Origin of the sequence: Kribbella turkmenica (genome assembly GCF_004348725.1) — a bacterium.
In the GTDB taxonomy this organism is placed as follows: Bacteria; Actinomycetota; Actinomycetes; order Propionibacteriales; family Kribbellaceae; genus Kribbella; species Kribbella turkmenica.
In genome coordinates, this window is the sequence record NZ_SMKR01000010.1 from 30284 (window position 1) to 52079 (window position 21796).

Consider the following 21796-nt stretch of genomic DNA (forward strand, 5'->3'; position numbering starts at 1 on the left):
GCACCTTAGCCGCAGAAACCGCCCGGCAGATCGTTGCAGGGAACGAGCCCGCCACGCGCCAGCACCGGCCGGACCTGGGCCGATCGCAGGTGGTCGAGGAAGGCCGCGGTGAGCGAGCCGGGCTCGGGTGCCTTGTGGGTGTACGCGTGCTCGATTTCCCAGAACCTGTACGACCCGTCCGCGACCTTCGCCGCGTCGGGTACGACGCCGTCGATCGACGCGACCGTGACCTCCGGGAACTTCCGGGTGCTGCCGAGCTCGGCGTACCCGATCGCGCCGTCGATCTCGTTCACCCTGGTCAGCAGCTCCTCGGTGGTCCCGACCTCACACCGGTGGTGCCTGGCGACCGGGTCGTCGCGGCGGCAGTCGTCGGAGGAGATGCCGAGCTCCGGGTCGCCGGCCAGCACCTTGTCGCGGAACACCCGGCGCGAGCCGGAGTCCGGTCCGACCCGGCTGACCATCCGGATCGGCAGGTCCCGGCCGCCGAGCTGCTTCCAGTTGGTCACCCGGCCGCCGTAGATGTCGCGCAGTTGCGCGGTGGTCAGTCCGGTCACGTCCGCCGACCGGTTCACCGCGACCGCGAACACGACCACGGCCACCGGCTCGCCCCACAGGTCCGGTGCGTCCTCCGCGGTACCGTCGGACATCGCGATCAGGTTCGCGGCCGCGCCGGCGTCCCGGGCACCGGTCTCCGCGAGCATCCGGACGCCGCTGCGGCTGCCGTTCGCCGCGATGGTGATGTCGGCGTCGGTGCACTCGGCCGCGTACGCCGTCCGCACCTCGCGCATCGTCGACTCGACCGCGGTCGACCCGATGATCCGCACCTGCCCGGAGGCACAGTTGTCCGGCGGCTGCAGGACGTCGACCAGGAACAGTGCGACCAGCGCCCCGACGAGCAGCAGCGACAGCGCCCCGAACGTCAGCGTCCGGCGGCCGGGCCCGCGCGGCCGGGGCTCGTGGTACACGCCGCCGCCGGTCGAGCCGCCGGCCAGGTAGCCGGAGTGGCTGACCCCCCTGCCGGTGCCGGACAGCACGAGCAGGAACTTGAAGTGGTCGCCGCGGTTGATCGCGATCCGCGGCACCACCAGCTTGCTGGTGTCGACGTAGTTCGCCGGGACCATCCGGCGCTGCAGCATCTCGCCGAGCGCCTTCGGTTGCGCCTCGGTGACCTTCAGCCCGACGATCGTCCGGTCCGGGAACGCGAACGACACCTTCTCGTGCATGTCCTGCGGGTCGATGTCCATCCCGCCGGCGTTGTCCAGCCGGAGCAGCACGATGCTCGGGTTCTCGACCACCGCGCCCTGGTGCCGGACCTCGACGTCCACCATCCGCTGCGTCTTGTCCGCGCTCGGGTAGACCCCGATCGGGGCGTCCACCTGTACCCGGTAGACGAGCCGTTTGCGCCGCAGGACGTACCGGTCGACCAGCCAGGCGACCGCCGTGCCGATCAGGGCGACGAAGGCGATGATCGTTTCGAGATTGATGTCGCCCAGACCCGAGAAATCCACCGTTCCCTCCCGCCGGCGACGCTAGTCAGCCCCGGTGAACGGGTGCTTACCGCGTGATGACGTACGGGGTGTGGGCTTGGCCGGGTGCGGACGGTCTGCGAGATTGGTCCGCATGGCTGAACAGGTTGACGTGGTCGTGATCGGACTCGGGGTGGGCGGTGAGGAGACGGCGGGGCGGCTGGCGGAGGCCGGGCTGAACGTCGTCGGGCTGGACCCCCGGCTGGTCGGTGGGGAGTGCCCGTACTGGGGCTGTGTCCCGAGCAAGATGATGATCCGGGCCGCGAACCTGATCGCCGAGACCCGCCGGGTGGACGGCATGGCGGGCACGGCCACCGTGCGGCCGGACTGGGCGCCGGTGGCCCGGCGGATCCGCGAGGAGGCCACCGACAGCTGGAACGACCAGGTCGCGGTCGACCGGTTGGTGAAGAAGGGCGTCACCTTCCTGCGCGAGCGCGGCACCATCACCGGGCCGCGCACGGTGAAGGCCGGCGACCGGGAGTTCGAGGCGGCCCGCGGCATCGTGATCGCGACCGGTACGGTCCCGGTGATCCCGCCGATCGACGGTCTCGCCGGTACGCCGTACTGGACGAACCACGAGGCGATCGAGGCGGACACGCTGCCGGCCTCGATCCTGGTGCTCGGCGGCGGCGCGATCGGGCTCGAACTGACCCAGGTGTTCGCCCGGTTCGGGGTCGAGGTGACGGTGGTCGAGGCGGCCGGCCGGATTCTCGCGATGGAGGAACCGGAGTCCAGCGAGCTCGCCCGGGAGGCGCTCGAACGCGACGGCGTCCGGTTCCACACCGGCACGCCGGCCAAGCAGGTCGCGCACGACGGCGACACCTTCACGGTGACCCTCGACGACGGCACCACGCTGACCGCGGAGAAGTTGCTGGTGGCAACCGGTCGGCGGGTGGACGTGCGGGTGCTCGGCCTCGACCAGGTCGGCATCGACCCCGGCGTACGGCGGGTGGAGGTCGACGAGCACGTCCGCGCCGCGGACCGTGTCTGGGCGGTCGGCGACGTCACCGGGGTGGGCGCGTTCACGCACAACGCGATGTACCAGGCGAACGTCGCGGTGTTCGACATCCTCGGCAGCGAGGGCGCACCGCTGGCCAGCTACCACGCGATGCCGCGGGTGACCTTCACCGACCCGGAGATCGGCGCGGTCGGGATGACCGAGAAGCAGGCGCGGGACGCCGGCCTGGACGTGAGGACCGGACTGAGCCAGATCCCGTCCTCGGCCCGCGGCTGGATCCACAAGGCCGGCAACGAGGGTCTCATCAAACTGGTGGTCGACAACGAGCGCGGTGTGCTGGTCGGCGCGACCAGCGCCGGACCGACCGGTGGCGAGGTGCTCGGCGCGCTCGCGGTGGCGGTGCACGCGGCCGTTCCCGTGCACACGCTGCAACAGCTCATTTACGCGTACCCGACGTTCCACCGGGCGATCGGGGACGCGCTGAAGCAGTTGTGAGACTCTTGTTGCGATCCGGTCGCAACAGGATGAAGATGTGCCCGTGCATGTTCCTGACGGCTTCTTCGACGCGTCCACCTCCGTTGCCACCGGCCTGATCGCGGCCGGGGCGGTCGGCTTCAGCCTTCAGCGGGCGAACCGGGAGATCCGCGAGACCGGTCCGGCGCTCGCCGGGCTGACCGCGGCTTTCGTGTTCGCGGTGCAGATGGTGAACTTTCCGGTCGGCGCCGGCACCAGCGGTCACCTGCTCGGCGGCGCACTGGCCGCGGCCCTCGTCGGGCCGTGGACCGCCGTTCTGGTGATGTCGACGGTGCTGCTCGTCCAGGGACTGCTGTTCGCCGACGGCGGACTGACGGCCCTCGGGACGAACATCACGCTGATGGGTGTCGTCACCGTGCTGGTCGGCTACTTCCTGACCCGCGCGCTCCTTCAGGTCCTGCCCCGGCGGATGGGCAGCGTCGTCCCGGCGGCGACGGCCGGTGCGCTGCTGTCGGTGCCGGTCGCCGCGCTCGCGTTCACCGGGCTCTACGCGATCGGCGGCGCGGTCGACATCCCGCTCGGGAAGCTCGCGACCGCGATGGTCGGCTGGCACGTCCTGGTCGGCATCGGCGAGGCGGTCATCACCGCCGCGGTCCTGAGCGCCGTCGTCGCGAACCGACCGGACCTGGTGTACGCCGCTCGCCACCTGCAGCGGGACCTGGTCCTGGTCGATGCCGACGGCAACACCTCGACCGTGGCGCCGGACAAGCCGATCGCGGCCAAGCCGGCCGGGCGGACCCTGGGCGTAGGCGTCGCGGTCTCCCTGCTGGTGGCCGGTGGACTCAGCCTGTTCGCCAGCGCCCACCCGGACGGCCTGGAGTTCGTCGGAGCGAAGCTCGGCTTCGAGAGCGCGGCCGAGGACTCCGCGGTCGCGGGCAGCCCGCTGGCCGACTACGGCGTCAGCGGAATCGGCAACGCCGAGGTGTCCGGCGCGCTCGCCGGCATCATCGGCGTCCTGGTCACCATCGTGGTCGGGCTGGCGGTCGCCAAGCTGGCGTCGGTGCGCGCGAACCGGGCTTCATGAGCGGTGACGGTCTCCTCGTAACGGTCGACAGCCGGGTGCATCGCCTCCCGGCGCACGTCAAGATCGTCGCCCTGTTCGTCCTCGTGCTCGCTGTCGTGTCCACGCCCGCCGCGGCGTTCTGGGCCTTCGGTCTGTACGCCGTCATGCTGGTCGCCGCCGTGGTCACGGCCAGGCTCCCGGTTCTCCTGGTGGCGAGGCGGCTGACGGTGGAGACGCCGTTCATCGTGTTCGCGCTGCTGCTGCCGTTCGTGGCGACCGGGCCGCGGGTCGACGTTCTCGGGCTGGAGTTGTCGCAGTCCGGCGTACTGGGGGCCTGGAACGTGCTCGCCAAGGGCACGCTCGGCGTCGTCGCGGCGATCGTGTTGTCGGCGACAACCGGTCCGCGAGATCTACTCGCCGGCCTGGAGCGGTTGCGGTTGCCGGCCACGCTGGTGGCGATCCTGTCGTTCATGATCCGGTACCTCAGCGTGGTGTCCGACGATCTGCACCGGATGCGGATCGCGCGGGAGTCGCGCGGGTACGCCGGTGGCCGGGCCGGTCACCTCAAGGCAGTCGCCGGGGGAGTGGGGGCCCTGTTCGTCCGCAGTTTCGAGCGCGGTGAGCGAGTGCACCTGGCGATGCGGTCGCGCGGCTACACCGGCCGGATGCCGCTGCTGAGCACCCGGGGCGCGACCTCGTCCCAGTGGCTGGAAGGGCTCGCGATCTCCCTGGCCGCGGTCGCCGTGGCACTCGCGGTTAGGGTGGTGGGCTTGTGAGCGGTCCCGCGATCCACGTCGAGCGGCTCGTCTTCGCCTACCCGGACGGCCGGCAGGCGCTGTACGGCGTCGACTTCACCGTCCAGCGCGGTGAACGCGTCGCACTGCTCGGCCCGAACGGCGCCGGCAAGACCACGCTCGTGCTGCACCTCAACGGCATCCTCGGCTCGGTGGCCGGCGGAACCGGCAGCGGCCGGATCCAGATCGGCGGCACAGGCCTGCACCGCGAGCACCTCCCCGAGGTACGGCGGAAGGTCGGGCTGGTGTTCCAGGACCCGGACGACCAGTTGTTCATGCCGACCGTCCGCGACGACGTGGCGTTCGGCCCGGCGAACCTCGGACTGCGCGGGTCCGAGCTGGACGACCGGGTGCACGAGGCGCTGGTGCAGGTCGGGATGCAGGACCACGCGGACCTCGCGCCGCACCACCTGTCCTTCGGTCAGCGGCGGCGGGTAGCGGTCGCGACGGTACTCGCCATGCGGCCCGAGGTGCTGGTGCTGGACGAGCCGTCGAGCAACCTCGACCCGGCCGCCCGCCGCGAGCTGTCGGACATCCTGTCCGGTCTCGACGTGACCCTGCTGATGATCACCCACGATCTGCCGTACGCGCTCCAGCTCTGCGAGCGCAGCCTGCTCATGGACGACGGCCGGATCGTCGCCGACGGCAGGACCCGGGACCTCCTCGGCGACGCCGACCTGATGGCAGCCCACCGCCTGGAGCTGCCCTACGGCTTCGACCCCCTCTCGGTCCCCGGTCCCGAACGCAAGGGGTGACGATGAAGATCACGGATATCAGCGTCCAGGTGGTGTCGGAGTCCAAGGCACACCCCGTCCGGGACGCGATCCAGCTGCTCGACCGCAACGGGCACACCCGGGTGCGGATCGACACCGACGACGGTGTGAGCGGCGTCAGTACGACGTACTTCGGCCGGGTGGCGAGCTCGCCGGAGATCCTGGCCCGGATCGTCACCGAGCAGCTGGCTCCCGCGATCGTCGGCGAGGACCCGACGCTGATCCGCGGGATCCGGCAGAAGCTGCGGAGCCTCACCGACTACCAGGGCACGGCCGGGCTGTCGTCGTACGGGATCTCGGCGATTGATCTGGCGTTGTGGGATCTCCTCGGCAAGTCGCTCGACGTGCCGGTCTGGAAGTTGCTCGGCGCGCAGCGCACGACCATCCCGACGTACGCGATGGTGGGCTGGCTCGAGCTGGACGTCACCGGCCTGGAGACGGTGTCGGCCAAGGCGATGGAGCAGGGCTTCCGCGGTGTGAAGATGAAGGTCGGCGGCGGCCCCCTCGGCGAGGACGTGCAGCGGATCAGGGCGGTGCGCGCGGTGATCGGCCCGGACGCGCCGCTGATGGTCGACGCCAACCAGGCCTTCGAGTACTCCGAGGCCCTGCGCCGGGGGCGTGTGTACGAGGAGCTCGACTGCCGGTGGTTCGAGGAGCCGCTACCCGCCGACGACACCGACGGTCACGTCCGGCTGGCCGAGAAGCTGGACATCCCGATCGCGACCGGTGAGAACCGGTACGGCCAGGCCGCCTTCCGGGACCTGATCGCCCGCGGCGGCGTGGGCGTCGTACAGCCGGATCTGCGGCGGGCCGGCGGGCTCACCGAGTGTCTGGAGATCGGGCTGATGGCTGAAGGTTTCGGCGTGCCGTACGCGTCGCACGGCGGCGGCGCCCACATCCACGTGCTGGCGGCCCTGCCGAACACGATCTACGTCGAGAGCGGACTGCTGCCCGCCGACGGCCGGGTCGAGCTCGTGGACGGCTGCTACCCGCTGCCCCTCGGCCCTGGGCTGTCCTCCTGGAACGACTAGCCGGAAACGTCGCCTACCGGGATCGGCAACTGGCGGTGAATTTCTTACCAGCCTCTTGTGTGTTACTCGCGAGTCGGCGAAGGTGACGGTGAGTACTTCTGTCGCCACCCCTCGCACAGGCAAAGGCGGTCCGCCCCATGAAGTCCATCGCCAGTTTGCTGTCCGTCGCGGCCCTCGGCGCCGCGATGCTCATCAGTCCCGGAATCGCGCACGCGGCCGCGCCGAACTACGTGGCGCTCGGCGACTCGTACGCCTCCGGCGTCGGGACCCGGAGCTACATCTCGAGCAGCGGTTCCTGCCAACGCTCGACCAAGGCGTACCCGTACATCGACGCGACCCGGATCGGCGCCAACCTGACCTTCGTGGCGTGCTCCGGGGCCCGGGTCGCCGATGTGACCGCGAACCAGCTGGGCTCGGTGACGGCCTCGGCCACCCTGGTCTCGGTCCAGGTCGGTGGCAACGATGCCGGGTTCTCGTCGGTGATCACCGAGTGCGCGAAGCCGTCGTGGCTCGGCGACTGCACCGGCGCGATCAACAACGCGCAGGCGATCATCAACAACACGCTGCCCGGCCGGTTGAACGGCCTGTACGGGTCGATCAGGAGCAAGGCGCCGGCGGCGCGGGTGGTCGTCGTCGGTTACCCGCGGTTGTTCAACGGCACGGACTGCAACGCCGGCACGTTCTTCAGCCCGGCCGAGATGAGCCGGCTGAACCAGACCGCCGACCTGCTGAACGCCAAGATCGCCGCGTCGGCGGGTGCGGCCAACTTCACCTTCGTCAACCCGACGCAGCTTTTCGTCGGGCACGCCGTCTGCGGCAGCCCGGAGTGGATCAACGGCCTGTCCAACCCGGTCACCGAGTCGTACCACCCCAACGTCACCGGCCAGGCCAACTACGCGAACCTGGTCGGCGCCCAGCTCGACTGAGCCGGGTTCGGTCGGACAACCGGTCTGCCGGACAATCCGGCAGACCGGTTGTGCTGCTTTCCGACGCGGTTTGTGGTGTCATGCTGGGGTGGTGCAGAGGTCGGTGGACTGGCTGCTGGCGGCTCGGTCCCAGGCCAACTGCTTGGCGCGTCCGGTGGACGAGGCCGGCCCCGGAGGGGTGGCCGACGTCGTGCGCCGGACGGGGGGACTGCAGGCGCAGACCTGGCGAGGCGCCGCGTACGCCGTGCGCGCCCGGTCCACCGCCACCACTCTCGCGGACGTGACCCGCGCGCAGGAGACCGATCGCTCGGTCGTCCGCGGCTGGTTCATGCGCGGCACGCTCCACCTCGTCGCCACCGAGCACGCCGGTCCTCTGCTCGGCCTGCTCGGCCCCAAACTGATCAAGGGCACCGAGCGCCGGTACGGCGAGCTCGGTCTCACCCCGGCGATCCGCGCGGCCGCGGCCGACCTGATCGAGGAACATCTGCTCGCCAACGGTCCGACGGGTCGGTCGGCGCTGGCCGGCGTACTGGTAACGGCCGGACTGATCGCCGAGTCGAAGGGCCAGCAGGTGTACGCGCTCATCCGGCACACCGGCCTGCTCGGGCGGTTGTGCTACGGACCGGGCCACGACAAGGACGAGACCTGGGTCGCCGTCCGCGACTGGCTGGGCAAGCCGCTGGATCTGGAGGCGGACGTCGAGGGCGTCGCCCGGCGATACCTGGCGGCGTACGGTCCGGCGACCGCACGCGACCTCGCCACCTGGTCGGGGCTTTCGGTGCCTGCGGCGCGCACGGGGCTGCGGGCCGTCGCGACCAGGTCGTTCGACGTCGAGGGAGTCGAGTTCTCGGCGGTCGAAGACCTGCCCGGCGCCCGGGAACTGCGGCTGCTGGGGGAGTTCGACCCCTATCTCCTCGGGTACGACGATCGCCGGCACGCACTGCCCGACGAGCATCGCAGACACATCCACCCCGGCGGTGGCATGGTGCGTCCGGCGGTCGCGATCGGCGGCCGGGTGATCGGCTCCTGGAAGCACGCCGACCTGAGCTACGACCTGTTCGGCCGTACGGGCGAACCAGCCGGGTTGGCCGCGGAACTCGAGGACGTCGCCCGGTTCGCCGGTTGATCGTATATGCCTCATCGGGTATATATGGGCGCATGACCGAGACTCTGAGCACCGAGAACGGCCGGACCATCCTGCGGATGCGGCGCGAGCTGCGGCATCCGGTGGAAAGGGTCTGGCGGGCGATCACCGAGCCGGAGCAGCTGGCCGGGTGGTTCCCGGCCGCGGTCGAGCTGGACCTGCGGCTGGACGGCCCGATCAGGTTCACCTTCGAGGAGGACCCGGGCGCACCGGTCGACGAGGAGAGCAGCGGGGTGATCCGCGCCTGCGAGCCACCCCGGCTGCTGGAGTACACCTGGGGCACCGAGGTGCTTCGCTGGGAGCTGGTCCCGACGGCAGACGGGTGCACCCTGCACCTGACCGCGACGCATGACGACCGGCCGGGGTCGGCGAGCTTCACCAGCGGGTGGCTGCTCTGCTTCGACGCGCTGGAGAAGGTGGTCGGCGGTTCGGCGGTGCCGGCGAAGGACTACGCCGTGCTGCACGAGCACTTCGTCAAGGTGTACGGCCTCGACGAAGGTGTCGTGCTCGCCGACGGGGCGATCCGGTTCGAGCGGCAGCTCGTCCGGCCGAAGGAGCTCGTCTGGCAGCTGCTGGCCGGTGCGGCCACCGCGACCGCGGGCGCCCTGCCGCCGGCCGGATTCGTTGCCAAGGGCATCGAGGCCGGCCCGGTGACCGACGTCGCCGAGGCGGAGCGGCTGACGTACACCTGGACAGATGGTGAGGTGTCCTGGACACTGCGGGACGGCAACGGCGGGGCCCGCGTGGTGCTCGCCCAGACCGGCCCCGCCGCCGGCTACCTCGATGCCTGGCACGATCTCGTCGAGGCACTCGCGGCCGAGCTAGTCACCCGCGACGTACCGTCGTAGGTGCTCCGCGGTCAGCGTGGGGCTGCTCTCGACGAGATCGGCTGGCGTGCCGGTGAACACGATCTGCCCACCGTCGTGGCCCGCGCCCGGGCCGACGTCGATCAGCCAGTCGGCGTGGGACATCACGGCCTGGTGGTGCTCGATGACGATGACGGTGTTGCCGTCGTCGACGAGGGTGTCGAGCATCGCCAGCAGCTGGTCCACGTCGGCCAGGTGCAGACCGGTCGTCGGCTCGTCGAGGACGTAGACCGAACCCGTCTTCCCCATGTTGATCGCCAGCTTCAGTCGCTGGCGCTCACCGCCGGACAACGTGGTGAGCGGCTGACCGAGCCCGATGTAGCCGAGGCCGACCGTCGAGAGCCGGTCGAGCACGCTCCGGGCCGGCCCACGGCTGAAGAAGTCCCGCGCCTCGGTCACCGTCATCCGCAGCACCTCACTGATGTTCTTGCCGCGCAGTTGGTAGGCGAGCACCTCGGGAGTGAAGCGAGCACCGTTGCAGTCCTCGCAGACCGACGCCACCTCGGCCATCATGGCCAGATCGGTGTAGACGAGACCGATGCCCCTGCAGGTCTTGCACGCACCCACCGAGTTCGCGCTGAACAGTCCCGGCTTCACGCCGTTTGCCGTCGCGAACTCGGCCCGGATCGGGTCGAGCAGCCCGGTGTACGTCGCCGGGTTGCTCCGGCGTGAGCCCCGGATCGGCTCCTGCCCGGCGACGATCACCCCGTCCCGCCCGGCCAGCGACCCATGGATCAGCGAGCTCTTGCCGGAGCCCGCCACCCCGGTGACCACGGTCAGCACACCGAGCGGGATGTCGACACTGACGTTGCGCAGGTTGTGCAAAGTCGCGTTCTCGATCGCCAGCCGGCCGGTCGGACGCCGTACGTCGTCGCGCACGGAGACCCGGTGATCGAGGTACCGGCCGGTCAGCGTGCCGGACTTCTTCAGCCCGTCCAGGTCACCGGCGAAACACAGCCGCCCGCCGGCGAGACCGGCGCCGGGGCCGAGGTCGACGATGTGGTCGGCGACCCGGATCGTCTCCGGCTTGTGCTCGACCACCAGGACGGTGTTGCCCTTGTCCCGCAACTGCAGCAGCAGGTCGTTCATCCGCTGGATGTCGTGCGGATGCAGGCCGACGGTCGGCTCGTCGAACACGTAGGTGACGTCGGCCAGGCTCGAGCCGAGATGCCGGACCAGCTTGACCCGTTGCGCCTCGCCGCCGGACAGTGTCGAGGACTCGCGGTCCAGACTGAGGTAGCCGAGCCCGATGGTGACCATCGAGTCCAGCGTCTCCCGCAGGCCGTCGACCATCGGGGCGACGCCGGGATGGTTGATGGTGGCAACGAACTTGGCGAGGTCGCTGATCTGCATCGCCGAGCACTCGGCGATGGTCCGCCCGTCGATCGTGGCCGACAGTGCCGCCGCGTTCAGCCGGGCGCCGCCGCAGGCCGCGCAGGTGGTCTGCCGGATCGCCCGGTCGGCGAACGCGCGGGCGTGACTCTGCAGCGAGTCCCGGTCCTTGCCGAGATAGCTGCGCCGCAGCTTGGAGACCAGGCCCTCGAAGGTCACGTTGCTCTTGCCGACCTTGACCTTGGTGGGGCCGGAGTACAGGAAGCGGTCCCAGTCCTCGGCCGGGTAGTCCTTCAGCGGCAGGTCCGGGTCGAACAGCCCGGTGGTCGCCAGCAGCTGCCAGGGCCAGCTGTCGACCGCGTACCCAGGCGCCCTGATCGCGTTCTGGTTGAGACTCTTCTCCCGGTCGACCACCTCGTCGACGACGAACTCGGTGGCCCGGCCGAGCCCTTCGCAGTCCGGGCACATCCCCTCGGCCAGGTTGAAGCTGAACGCCGACGGCGATCCGACGTACGGCGTCCCGGCCCGGCTGAACAGGACCCGGAGCATGGTGTGCGCGTCGGTCGCCGTACCGACGGTGGAGCGGGAGTTGGCGCCGATGCGTTGCTGGTCGACGATGATCGCGGCGGACAGGTTGCGCAACGAGTCGACGTCTGGACGGCTGCGGCTGGGCAGGAAGTTCTGGACGAAGGCGGTGTAGGTCTCGTTGATCAGCCGCTGGGACTCGGCGGCGATGGTGTCGAAGACGAGGGACGACTTGCCGGAGCCGGAGACCCCGGTGAAGACGGTGAGCCGGCGCTTGGGGATGTCCACCGAGACCCCGCTGAGGTTGTTCTCCCGGGCTCCCCGCACCTGGATGACGTCGTGACTGTCGGCGGCCGTGGGACCGGCTGACCCGGTCGATTCGGTAGCAGGCATCCTTCAATTGTGACATTGAACCGACCCTATGAACTTGCCGCGAGCCTCGCGGTGATCGGCTGCGGAAAAGCTTATACGTCCGACGAAGGTTTGCGGGCGATCCGGCCGGCCTGGTCGAGGAGTTCCTGGAGCTGACCGGCCAGCCGGCGGCGGTTCGCCGGAGTGAGCGACGCGAGCAGTTCGGACTCCCGGGTGAGGACCTGGTCGACGGTCCGTTCGATCAGGTCGTGGCCGGCCTCGGTGAGCGAGACCAGGACAGCGCGGGTGCCGTCGCCCGCCGTCCGCCGGGTGGCGAGTCCGCTGTCCTCGGCTCGTGCGACCCGCTGCGAGATCGCACCGGCGGTGACGAGCGTCCGGCGGCTCAACTCACGGGTGCTGAGCTCGTACGGCGAACCCGCCCGGCGCAGCACGCTGAGCAGGTCGAGGGTGGCCGGATCGACCCCGAGATCGGCGAGCAGCCGGCGGCGGTCGTCGGCGAACAGTTTCGCCAGCCGCCACAGGGGAGTGACGATCTCGATCGAGTCCGTCGGCGTACCCGGTCGCTCGCGCTGCCAGGCGCGGGCGATCTCCGCGGCCGGATAGGTGCCCGGCCCGTCGAACGGATAGCCGTCCCCCGATGGCCTCGCGGGATTGTTCGCCTCGGGTGTCATGAGGACCATGCTATGTTTAGACCTAAACATTTAGACCTAAACGTAAGGGAGTACCGTGTCACGGACGATCGTGGTGACCGGAGGAGCGACCGGAATCGGGCGGGCGACCGCCGAGCGGTTCCGCGCGGACGGCGACGAGGTGGTGATCACCGGCCGGCGGGAGGACGTGCTGGCGAAGACCGCCGCGGACCTCGGCGCCAGGGGAGTGGTGTGTGACGCGACCGACCCGGCGCAGGTCCAGCGCCTGGCCGCCGGGTTGCCGGAGCGCATCGACGTCCTGGTGAACAACGCCGGCGGCAACACCGACTTCGGCCGTGGCGAGGGTGGGCTCGCCCGGCTGAAGGCGAACTGGCTGGCCAACCTGGAGGCGAACCTGCTGTCCGCGGTGCTGACCACCGCTGCCCTCGGGCCTCGGCTGACGACGGCTGTGATCCACCTGGGCTCGATCGCGGGCGCCCGCGGACCGGGCTCGTACGGTGCGGCCAAGGCCGCGCTGGCGACCTGGAACCTCGATGTCGCGGCCGACCTCGGGCCGCGCGGCGTCACCTCGAACGTGGTCGCCCCCGGCTTCACCGCCGACACCGAGTTCTTCCGGGGCGGGCTCACCGCCGAGCGCCGCGCCTGGTTGCTGGAGGCAACCATGACGAAACGCGAGGGCACCGTGGCCGACATCGCCGGCACGATCCACTTCCTCGCCTCGGACGCCGGCCGGCACGTCACCGGTCAGGTCCTGCACGTCAACGGCGGGGCGCTGACCAGCCGCTGAGTCGTGACAACGCGGCCAGATGTGACAATGGCCGCATGCGTGCCACCGTCAAAGACGTCGCCAAGCTCGCCGGGGTGTCCCCGAAGACGGTGTCGAACGTCATCAACGGTGTGGTCTTCGTCCGTCCCGAGACGCGCGCCCGGGTCGAGCAGGCGCTGAGCGAGCTCGACTACGTGCCGAACATGAGTGCGCGTGGCCTGCGCAACGGCCGCTCCGGGATGATCGCGCTCGCGCTGCCCGACCTGCTCCGGCCGTACTCCGCGGAGATCACCCATCTCGTGGTCGAACTGGCGCACGAGCGTGGCTGGGGTGTGCAGATCGAGCAGACCGCGGCCGAGCCGAAACGTGAGTTCGAGCTGCTGTCGAAGGGGCGTGCGCACCTGGTCGACGGCCTGATCCTGAACCCGGTGAACGTCGACGACAGCGCGATCATGACGGCCGGGCCGCTGCCGCCCGTCGTGCTGATCGGCGACGTCGACCAGGACGTGGTCAGCCAGGTCGCGATCGACAACTTGGCGGCGGCGCGGGACCTGACCGAACACCTGCTGGCACAGGGCTGCCGGCGGATCGCGGCGGTCGGTACGCCGGAGGTCCCGCGCGGCTCGAGCGGCGCCGGAGTCCTGGGCGGCAGTGCGGACGCGCCCGGGACGGCGGCGTCCCGCCTGCGGACGGCAGGGTATCGCCAAGCGCTCGAGGAGGCCGGCATACCGAACGATCCGGCGCTGGAGATCAACCTGGACCGCTGGCGGCCCGAAGGTGCGGCAACCGTGGTCGGGAAGTACCTGACCGAGCACGAGTTGCCGGACGCGTTCTTCTGCTTCACCGACACGTTGGCCTCCGGCGCCCTGTCGGCGTTGTGGTCGGCGGGCGTCGGCGTACCGGAGCAGACGCTGGTGGCCGGGTTCGACAACATCCTCGAGAGCCAGTTCATGATCCCGCCGCTGACCACGGTCGACTTCGACCGGCGGGCGTTCGTCCAGTCGGCTTTGGATCTGTTGGCCGAGCGGATGGCGGACAAGGGCGCGCCGCCACGGCGAGTGATCATCCCGCACCGGATCGTCGAACGCGCCAGCACCAGGACCACACGCTAACGGACAAATTGCCTCAAAAAACTACATCAAGGAACCTTGTCGCTACGTTCTAACGATGTAATGATCGGTCCCGCCCTCCCCAAGGAGACCGAATGACAGACAACATCTCCCGGCGCAGCCTGCTCACCGGAGCCGCCGCGCTGGCCGGCGGCAGCCTGCTGCTCGGCTGCTCACCGAGTGCCTCCCGCTCGACGGACGACCTCAGTTACTGGCACCTGATGACCGGTGGTGACGGCGTCGTGATGGCGGGTCTGGTGGACGCCGTCAACGGGCTGAATCTCGGCTTCAAGGCCACTCAGACCGTGCTCGCCTGGGGCCCGCCCTACTACACCAAGCTGGCGATGGCCTCGGCCGGTGGCCGTGCGCCCGACCTCGCGATCATGCACGCGTCCCGGATCGCGGGCTACGCCCCCGGCGGCCTGCTCGAGCCGTGGGACCTCGACCTGCTCGCCGAGGTCGGCCTCCGCGAAAGCGACTTCCCGCCGCTGGTGTGGCAGAAGGGAATCTACGACGGGAAGCCGTACTCGCTCGCGCTCGACATCCACCCGTTCGTCCTCTACTACAACACCGAGCACGCGGCGAAGGCCGGAGTCGTGGACACCCTGCGGTCGATGAAGAGCGCGGAGGAGTTCACCGAGGTTGCGGCGAGGCTGCAGAAGGTGACCGGCAAGCACGGTCTGTCCTACGGCTACCTCGGTGACGGCTCGCAGATGTGGCGGCTCTTCTACACGCTCTACCGCCAGACCGGTGCCGACATGAGGCTGGTTCCCGGTCAGCCCGCGCAGGTGGACGAGGCCGCGGCGGTCAAGGCGCTCACCTTCGTCCGCTCCCTGCTCAACGACACGATCGCGACCCGCAGCGGCGACGGTGGCACGGCGACCAGCGAATTCCTGCACGGCGAGAGCGGGATGCTGTTCGGCGGTGTGTGGGAGTTGCCGGTGCTGAAGGACGCGAAGATGCCGCTCGAGGCGATGCCGATCCCGACACTGTTCGGCACCGACGCCGCGTACGCCGACTCGCACACGTTCGTGCTGCCCCGGCAGTCGAAGGTGTCGCCGGAGCGTCGCCGGCACGTGTACGAGATGGTCGCGGAGATCCTGAAACGCTCGGTGACGTGGGCCGGCGCCGGCCACATCCCGGCGTACCAGCCGGTCGTCCGGAGCGCGGAGTTCAAGGACCTGAAGCCGCAGTCCAACTACGCGGACATTCCCGGGTACGTCAACTACGACCCGGACGCGTGGTTCGGCGGCGCGGGCAGCGACTTCCACAAGTACTTCGCCGAGAACGTGCAGAACGTCTACCTGGGCAGCGGGGACCCGGCGGCCGGGTTCGACGGGTTCGTGAAGCGGCTGAACGTGCTGCTCGACCGTCCGCAGCCGGTGTGAGAGGAGAGCCACTGATGTCGACCGCCATCGACAGCACCGCGACCAGTACGCCGGTCGTCGCCGAGGGCCCGGAATCCGGCCGGGCCCGGGCCAAGCGTGGGGACACGGCCACCGGATGGGCCTTCGCGGCGCCGTTCGCCGTCCTGTTCGTGCTCTTCCTCGTTGTGCCCGCCCTGTACGGCCTCTACCTGAGCTTCACCGGTGAGACGTTGACCGGCTCAGGTGGCGAGCTCCTGGGCCTCGCCAACTACACCGAGGCATTGCGCGACCCGGACATGTGGCGCTCGCTGGGCAACACCGTGTGGTTCACGGTGCTCAGCACGATCCCGCTCGTCGCGCTGTCGCTCGCCTTCGCGCTGCTGGTGAACCTCGGCCTGCCCGGACGGTGGTTGTGGCGGCTGTCGTTCTTCCTGCCGTACCTGCTGGCCTCGACCGTCGTGGTGATGTTCTGGTCGTGGATGTACAACCCGAAGCTCGGGTTGATCAACGGCGTGCTGGCCGAGCTCGGGGTCGCGCCGGTCGCGTGGCTGCAGGATCCGAACGTGGCGATGATCTCGGTCGTGGTGACCACGCTGTGGTGGACGATCGGGTTCAACTTCCTGCTCTACCTGGCCGCGTTGCAGACCATCCCGGAGCAGCAGTTCGAGGCGGCCGCGATCGACGGTGCCGGCAAATGGCGGCAGCTGTTCTCTATCGTGATCCCGCAACTGGCGCCGACCACCGCACTGATCGTGACGCTGCAGATCCTGGCGTCGCTGAAGGTCTTCGACCAGATCTACATGCTGACCAACGGCGGCCCGGCCGGCTCGACCCGGTCGATCGTGCAGTACATCTACGAGTCCGGCTTCACCGGCTACCGGTTCGGCTACTCGTCGGCCATCTCCTACCTGTTCTTCGCGATCATCGTGCTGGTGTCGATCGCGCAGTACAAGCTGATCAACCGCCGGAGTGCATCATGAAGGAGCGGAGCAAGTTCATCATCAGGCACAGTGAGTCGTATCCATCGGCGCCTGGAGCGAAGCGAGGACGTCGATGAGTACTTACACGTTGTCGCGTGGGATCAAACAAGGTCACAAGCCCGGCGAGAATCCGTGGAGCGTGTCCAGAATGGTCGCGCTGCTGGTACTGGCGTTTCTCGCCGCGACCTGGCTGGTGCCGTTCGGGTGGGCGGTGCTGACCTCGCTGAAGACCGAGGCGGACGCCGGTGCGTCGAAGATCACGCTGAACCCGCCCGGCGGATTCAGCTTCGACGCCTACCGCAAGGTCCTGTCCGCAGGCGACATCCCGGCCTGGGCCTGGAACAGTCTGGTCACGTCCGTCGCCATCACGCTGATCACCGTGGCGACCTCGGCACTGGCCGGGTACGCGTTCTCGCGGATCGCGTTCCGCGGCCGGCGCTGGCTGTACGCGGCGATCATCGCGGCCATCATCATCCCGCCCCAGCTGCTGATCGTGCCGCTGTTCCGGCAGATGCTCGCGTTCGACCTGGTCGACACCTACTGGGGCATCATCCTGCCGCAGGCGTTCGCGCCCGCGATGGTGCTGATCCTCAAACGCTTCTTCGACCAGATCCCGGTCGAGCTCGAGGACGCCGCCCGGGTGGACGGCGCGAACCGGCTGCGGGTGTTCTGGTCGATCGTGCTGCCGCTGTCCCGGCCGATCCTCGCGGCGGTGGCGATCTTCGTCTTCATCGGTGCCTGGAACAACTTCCTGTGGCCGTTCATCGTCACCACCGACGCGGACCTGATGACTTTGCCGGTGGGCCTGCAGACGGTGAAGAGCGCCTACGGGTTGCAGTACGCGCAGAACATGGCGTCGGCGATCTTGGCCGCACTGCCGCTGGTGGTGGTGTTCCTCTTCTTCCAGCGCCAGATCATCAAGGGGATCGCGACCACCGGATTCGGTGGCCAGTAGGAGCAGTAGGACCACTGCTTCAAGTGGGCGCTTGCTCGCACGCTTCGACGTCGGATAAAAGCTGGACAGCGGTTCCAGTGCGCGGGATTCCTGTCACGATCCCTTGAAAACGTCGTCACTCTCAGCAAGGCTTCCCTGATCACTTCCGCGTCGTTTCCGGGTGCGGGAAGGACGGGGGAGTGTGTGACTGCTGCGCGTTTTCACAGCGGTCACGTCAACCGTCACTCGGGGAACGATGAGAGAAGGGGGAAGTGTGTCAGCGATGACAAGGCTCGCCGAGCAGTGCCGTGGTGTGAGGAGTCACGGCAACGCAGGGCTCGGACGGGCTTCGATCCAACCGGCGGTCTGCACCGGCATCCACGAGGTGAGCTCGTCGATCCCGTCGGTGGAACCGCGACGCGTGGCGGTGCTGAGGTTGAGCAACGGCCTGACCACCACGCTGCGACTCGGCGCAGGCGCCCCGGCTCCGGAGCAGGGTGCCACCGTGTTCGTCCAGGGTGGCCGGGGCATGGGTGACCAGTCCCCTTCAGGTGGGGTCATCCTCACGCCGGGTGTCCCCAGCTGAACCCGAGGGGCCCCGCGCAGGGCTGAGTCAGTGACTCGCCGGTCTCAGGTGTCAACGCCCAGCTGAGGCCGGCAAGTTCCTGGAGCGGACCTACTCCTCCATCGGATCCGTGAACGCGCGGATCTCGATCGGCGAGAACCTCGCCTCCGGCAGGCGGGCAGCGATCTCGGTCGCCCGTTCCAGACTGCAGTCGACCAGGTAGTAGCCGGCCAGCACTTCCTTCGCCTCGGTGAACGGACCGTCGGTGACCGCCGGCACGCCGTCGTTGACCCGGACCACCCGCGCGTTCGCGGTGGTCAGCCCGAGGCCGTCCAGGTACTCGCCGTTCGCCTTCAGCTCGTCGGCGAGCCGGCGGTGCTGGTCGAGCACCTGGTCGATCCCGGCCGCGTGCAAGGCGTCCCAGGTGTCGGTGTTCCCGTAGATCAAGAGCATGTACTTCATCGCGGCCTCCGGTTTCCGGTCTACCCCGGGTACGTCGGAACGCCGATGCCGTCCTCGACATCGACGTTCCGCACGCTACTCACTCACCAGGTCGCGCCGGCAGGCTCCCGTACGGTCGTGTTGATCCGGTTGAAAAGGTTGGTCAGCCCGATCATCAGGATGATCGCGGCCAGTTGGTGCTCGTCGAAGTGCTCGGCCGCGTCGGCCCAGATCTGGTCGGTCACCGCGCCCGGCCGGTCGGCGAGCCGGGTCGCCGCCTCGGTCAGCGCGAGCGCCGCCCGCTCGGCCGGGGTGAACAGGTCGCACTCACGCCAGGCGACGACCTGGTGCAGCCGCTCGTCGCTCTCGCCGTTCTTCACGGCCGACTTCACGCCGCCGAACACACAGGGTCCGCAGCCGTTGATCTGGCTGGCCCGCAGGTGCACGAGTTCGAGCGTCGTCGCCGGCACGCCGCCTTGGTGGACGGCCTTGAAGATGTTCTGCACTCCCTTGGTGGCGTCCGGCAGCAGCATCGCGGGGTTCTTCATCCGAGCAGTCATGGGAGGTACTCCATCGAGTGTGGGGTCGTCTTCACCCCACTGACGGAACGCCGCCGGACGATGTGACACGGGCGTCGCGGAGATCCTTCGCGATTCGTTCCTCCACCGGTACGGCGGGATCGGAGTACTGACCGGTCAGGCAGATCGGCCCGCTCCAGCCGAGTCGTCGCAACGTGGCGAAGACCGCGGACCAGTCGGACATCCCCTCGTCGCCAGGGACGAAGTGCGTCGTCCAGCCGTCGGCGGTCCGGATGTACTGCGCGTTCTTCAAGTTGACGATGCCGAGCCGGCCGGCGCCGAGCTCGAGTGTGATCGCGGGATCGTCACCGGCGAGTGCGTCGTGGGCCGCGTCCCACACCAGCTTGAACTGGTCGGGCAGACCGTCGAGCAGTTGGAGCACGCCGAGCGTCGACGGCACGAACTTCCCGTGATGCGGCTGGATACCGACCTGGACGTCGTACTGCGCGGCCAGGATCGCCGCCTCCTCGAGCAGACCGCGAGTACGCCGGACCGAGGCGGCGTAGCCGTCCGGACCGAGCTCGGCCATGATCCGGATCATCGGCACGCCGGCTTGCGCGCAGGCGGCGAAGACACGCTCGGACAGGTCGCTCGCGACGCTGACCGGTTCGATGCCCTCGGCACGCAACTGCTCGGCGTACTTCGGTAGCTCGGCCTCGGCGTCCGCCGGGGTGACGTAGGCGGTGTCGCGGACCGCAACCTCGGCACCTCCGAAGCCCAGCTCGGCGACCAGCCGGCCGAGCTGGTCACCGGGCAGGCCGGACCAGGGTTTGGTGAAGACGGACCAGAGGTAGGTCGACCGGGGCGGTGGGGTGACGACGGACTCGGACAAGGTTCAGCGGCCTCCCAGCCCGCTCATGGTGATCCCGCGGACGAACCAGCGTTGGGTGAGGAAGAAGACGACGATCAGCGGGACGGTGGTGACGGTGGCGGCCATCAGGAGCAGGTTCCACTGAGTGCCGTTGGTGTCCTGGAACACCTGCAGGCCGACGGACGCCGTCCGGGTCGCGTCGCTGTTGGAGATGATCAGCGGCCACAGCAGGTTGTTCCACTGGCCGATGAACTTGAACACCGCCAGCGTCGCGATCGCCGGCACCGCCAGCGGGACGATGATCCGGAGGAACGCCTGCCAGCGGTTCGCGCCGTCGAGGCGGGCGGCCTCCTCGTAGTCGCGGGGGATGCCGAGGAAGAACTGCCGGAGCAGGAACACCCCGATCGCGGTGAACGCGTGCGGCAGGATCATGCCCGGCCAGGTGTCGATGCCGTGCAGCTTCGCGACCAGCACGAACTGCGGGATCAGCGTCACCTGCGACGGGATCATCAAGGTGGCCAGGTAGACACCGAACAGCCAGTTGCGGCCCGGGAACCGGAGCCGGGCGAACGCGTACGCCGCCAGCGCCGCGGTGACTGTTTCGAGCACGGTCGTGCCGGCGGCGAAGTACACGGTGTTCAGCAGGTACTTGCCGAGGGGCACCAGGTCGAACGCGCGGGTGAGGTTCTCCGGGTGCCAGCTACCCGGCCAGAACGACGGCTTTGCGGCCATCGACTCGCCGTCGGACTGGAACGCGACCAGCACCATCATCACGACCGGGATGAGGGTGATCGCGGTGACCAGGAAACAGGCGAAGACGACGAGCTTGCGGGCGGCAACCTTGCCGGCGACCAGAGGGAGGGCGTCAGTTGTCATAGTGCACCAGCCTCTTCTGGAAGACGAACTGCGTGGCGGTGATCAGCACGATGAAGGCGAACAGCACCAGCGACTGCGCGGCGGCGTACCCCTGGTCGTAGTTCTCGAAGCCGGTCCGGTAGATGTACATGACGAGCGTGGTCGTGCGCGTGCCCGGTCCGCCGTTCGTCATGATCAGCGCCTGGTCGAAGACCTGGAACGAGCCGATCACCGAGGTGACGACCACGAAGAAGAGGGCCGGCGACAACATCGGCACAGTCACGTTGCGGAAGCTCTGCCAGGCCGAGCTGCCGTCCACCCGGGCCGCCTCGTAGAGCTGCTGCGGGATCGCCTGCAGGCCGGCCAGGAACACCACCATGCCGAAGCCGAAGCTCTTCCACACGCTCATCGCGACCAGCGCCGGCATCGCCCAGGTGTCGGAGATCAACCAGGCCGGGCCGTTGATCCCGATCGCGCCGAGCACGGCGTTCACCAGGCCGTCGTGCGGGATGTAGAGCCAGATCCAGACGAACGCGACCGCCACCGTGATCGTCGCGTAGGGCAAGAGCAGGAGCGAGCGGAAGACCGCGACCCGGCGCAGCCCCTGGTTCAGCAGCAGCGCCAGCAGTAGGCTGACCAGGATCGTCAGCGGCACGCTCAGGAAGGTGAAGTACGCCGTGTTGCCCAGCGCCGACCAGAACGTCGGGTCGGGGCCCAGCCGGGCGAAGTTGCTCAACCCGGCCCAGGTCGGCGGGCTGAACAGGTTCCAGTCGAGCAGCGAGATCACGCCGGCGGCGACGACCGGCCCGGCGGTGAAGACCAGGAAGCCGATCAGACTCGGCAGCAGGAACAGCCAGGCGGTCAGGGACTCCCGGTTGCGCCAGCGCGGCGTCGGTTCCGGGGTGGGTCGTGGCGGCGCCGTGGCCGGCACGGGAAGGGTGTCGACGGACATGATG

General features: G+C 69.2%; 22 protein-coding genes. 14 read left to right on the forward strand and 8 right to left on the reverse strand.

All coding sequences use genetic code 11. The annotated features are described in order from the left end of the window. Positions 1–5: 5 nt before the first annotated feature. On the reverse strand, positions 6–1508 hold the full coding sequence (locus tag E1218_RS03910) for a PstS family phosphate ABC transporter substrate-binding protein (RefSeq protein WP_132316314.1): 1503 nt from the start codon (positions 1506–1508) through the stop codon (positions 6–8). Between the two features lie 112 nt (positions 1509–1620). Here E1218_RS03910 and E1218_RS03915 point away from each other — a divergent pair, with 112 nt between their 5' ends. The 8 genes from E1218_RS03915 (at position 1621) to E1218_RS03950 (ending at position 9537) form a co-directional block, all read left to right on the forward strand. Next, positions 1621–2979: a dihydrolipoyl dehydrogenase family protein gene (locus E1218_RS03915; RefSeq protein ID WP_132316316.1), complete on the forward strand. Its 1359-nt coding sequence runs from the start codon at positions 1621–1623 to the stop codon at positions 2977–2979. A gap of 43 nt (positions 2980–3022) precedes the next feature. Continuing rightward, entirely contained in the window at positions 3023–4042 is a 1020-nt protein-coding gene (locus E1218_RS03920; protein WP_132316318.1) for an energy-coupling factor ABC transporter permease, read from the forward strand. Then, on the forward strand, positions 4039–4797 hold the full coding sequence (gene cbiQ / locus E1218_RS03925) for a cobalt ECF transporter T component CbiQ (protein WP_132316320.1): 759 nt from the start codon (positions 4039–4041) through the stop codon (positions 4795–4797). The genes E1218_RS03920 and cbiQ overlap by 4 nt, the downstream gene beginning before the upstream one ends. After that, a complete protein-coding gene (locus tag E1218_RS03930; protein WP_132316322.1) occupies positions 4794–5570 on the forward strand; it encodes an energy-coupling factor ABC transporter ATP-binding protein in 777 nt (258 codons plus the stop codon). The genes cbiQ and E1218_RS03930 overlap by 4 nt, the downstream gene beginning before the upstream one ends. Before the next feature lie 2 nt (positions 5571–5572). Next, positions 5573–6619 (forward strand): mandelate racemase/muconate lactonizing enzyme family protein, encoded by a 1047-nt coding sequence (locus E1218_RS03935; RefSeq protein ID WP_132316324.1) that lies wholly within the window; start codon positions 5573–5575, stop codon positions 6617–6619. Between the two features lie 137 nt (positions 6620–6756). Then, complete coding sequence (locus tag E1218_RS03940) at positions 6757–7545, forward strand: SGNH/GDSL hydrolase family protein (RefSeq protein ID WP_132316326.1); 789 nt, start codon at positions 6757–6759, stop codon at positions 7543–7545. Between the two features lie 91 nt (positions 7546–7636). Next, positions 7637–8671: a winged helix DNA-binding domain-containing protein gene (locus E1218_RS03945; protein ID WP_165949113.1), complete on the forward strand. Its 1035-nt coding sequence runs from the start codon at positions 7637–7639 to the stop codon at positions 8669–8671. A gap of 32 nt (positions 8672–8703) precedes the next feature. Continuing rightward, a complete protein-coding gene (locus E1218_RS03950) occupies positions 8704–9537 on the forward strand; it encodes an SRPBCC family protein (RefSeq protein ID WP_132316330.1) in 834 nt (277 codons plus the stop codon). Here E1218_RS03950 and E1218_RS03955 read toward each other — a convergent pair. Together E1218_RS03955 and E1218_RS03960 are read right to left on the reverse strand one after the other, a co-directional pair. Continuing rightward, positions 9511–11805: an ATP-binding cassette domain-containing protein gene (locus E1218_RS03955; RefSeq protein WP_132316332.1), complete on the reverse strand. Its 2295-nt coding sequence runs from the start codon at positions 11803–11805 to the stop codon at positions 9511–9513. The two genes, E1218_RS03950 and E1218_RS03955, sit on opposite strands and share 27 nt — an antisense overlap. A gap of 71 nt (positions 11806–11876) precedes the next feature. Next, positions 11877–12455 (reverse strand): MarR family winged helix-turn-helix transcriptional regulator, encoded by a 579-nt coding sequence (locus E1218_RS03960; RefSeq protein ID WP_132316334.1) that lies wholly within the window; start codon positions 12453–12455, stop codon positions 11877–11879. 55 nt (positions 12456–12510) lie between these two features. Between E1218_RS03960 and E1218_RS03965 the strand changes: the two genes are divergently transcribed. From E1218_RS03965 to E1218_RS03990, 6 genes are all read left to right on the forward strand, one after another. Beyond that, positions 12511–13221 carry an SDR family NAD(P)-dependent oxidoreductase gene (locus tag E1218_RS03965; protein WP_132316336.1) on the forward strand — a complete coding sequence of 237 codons (711 nt, stop codon included), beginning with the start codon at positions 12511–12513 and terminating at the stop codon, positions 13219–13221. Positions 13222–13256: 35 nt separating this feature from the next. Further along, positions 13257–14312, forward strand: coding sequence for a LacI family DNA-binding transcriptional regulator (locus E1218_RS03970; protein ID WP_132316338.1), 1056 nt, complete (start codon positions 13257–13259; stop codon positions 14310–14312). Between the two features lie 92 nt (positions 14313–14404). Beyond that, positions 14405–15697, forward strand: coding sequence for an extracellular solute-binding protein (locus tag E1218_RS03975; RefSeq protein ID WP_132316340.1), 1293 nt, complete (start codon positions 14405–14407; stop codon positions 15695–15697). A 14-nt stretch (positions 15698–15711) separates the two neighbouring features. Further along, positions 15712–16656, forward strand: coding sequence for a carbohydrate ABC transporter permease (locus E1218_RS03980; RefSeq protein WP_132316342.1), 945 nt, complete (start codon positions 15712–15714; stop codon positions 16654–16656). A gap of 73 nt (positions 16657–16729) precedes the next feature. Then, positions 16730–17611, forward strand: coding sequence for a carbohydrate ABC transporter permease (locus E1218_RS03985; protein ID WP_132316344.1), 882 nt, complete (start codon positions 16730–16732; stop codon positions 17609–17611). 364 nt (positions 17612–17975) lie between these two features. Continuing rightward, positions 17976–18176 (forward strand): hypothetical protein, encoded by a 201-nt coding sequence (locus tag E1218_RS03990; RefSeq protein WP_132316346.1) that lies wholly within the window; start codon positions 17976–17978, stop codon positions 18174–18176. Positions 18177–18266: 90 nt separating this feature from the next. On the opposite strand, the gene E1218_RS03995 is transcribed toward E1218_RS03990, so the two are convergent. The 5 genes from E1218_RS03995 to E1218_RS04015 form a co-directional block, all read right to left on the reverse strand. After that, positions 18267–18617, reverse strand: a complete 351-nt coding sequence (locus tag E1218_RS03995) for a YciI family protein (protein WP_132316348.1) — start codon at positions 18615–18617, stop codon at positions 18267–18269. Between the two features lie 83 nt (positions 18618–18700). Further along, on the reverse strand, positions 18701–19156 hold the full coding sequence (locus E1218_RS04000) for a carboxymuconolactone decarboxylase family protein (protein WP_132316350.1): 456 nt from the start codon (positions 19154–19156) through the stop codon (positions 18701–18703). A gap of 31 nt (positions 19157–19187) precedes the next feature. Beyond that, a complete protein-coding gene (locus E1218_RS04005; RefSeq protein WP_132316352.1) occupies positions 19188–20006 on the reverse strand; it encodes a sugar phosphate isomerase/epimerase family protein in 819 nt (272 codons plus the stop codon). 3 nt (positions 20007–20009) lie between these two features. Further along, on the reverse strand, positions 20010–20861 hold the full coding sequence (locus E1218_RS04010) for a carbohydrate ABC transporter permease (protein ID WP_132316354.1): 852 nt from the start codon (positions 20859–20861) through the stop codon (positions 20010–20012). After that, on the reverse strand, positions 20851–21792 hold the full coding sequence (locus E1218_RS04015; protein WP_132316356.1) for a carbohydrate ABC transporter permease: 942 nt from the start codon (positions 21790–21792) through the stop codon (positions 20851–20853). Before E1218_RS04015 ends, E1218_RS04010 begins: the two co-directional genes overlap by 11 nt. Positions 21793–21796 lie beyond the last annotated feature (4 nt).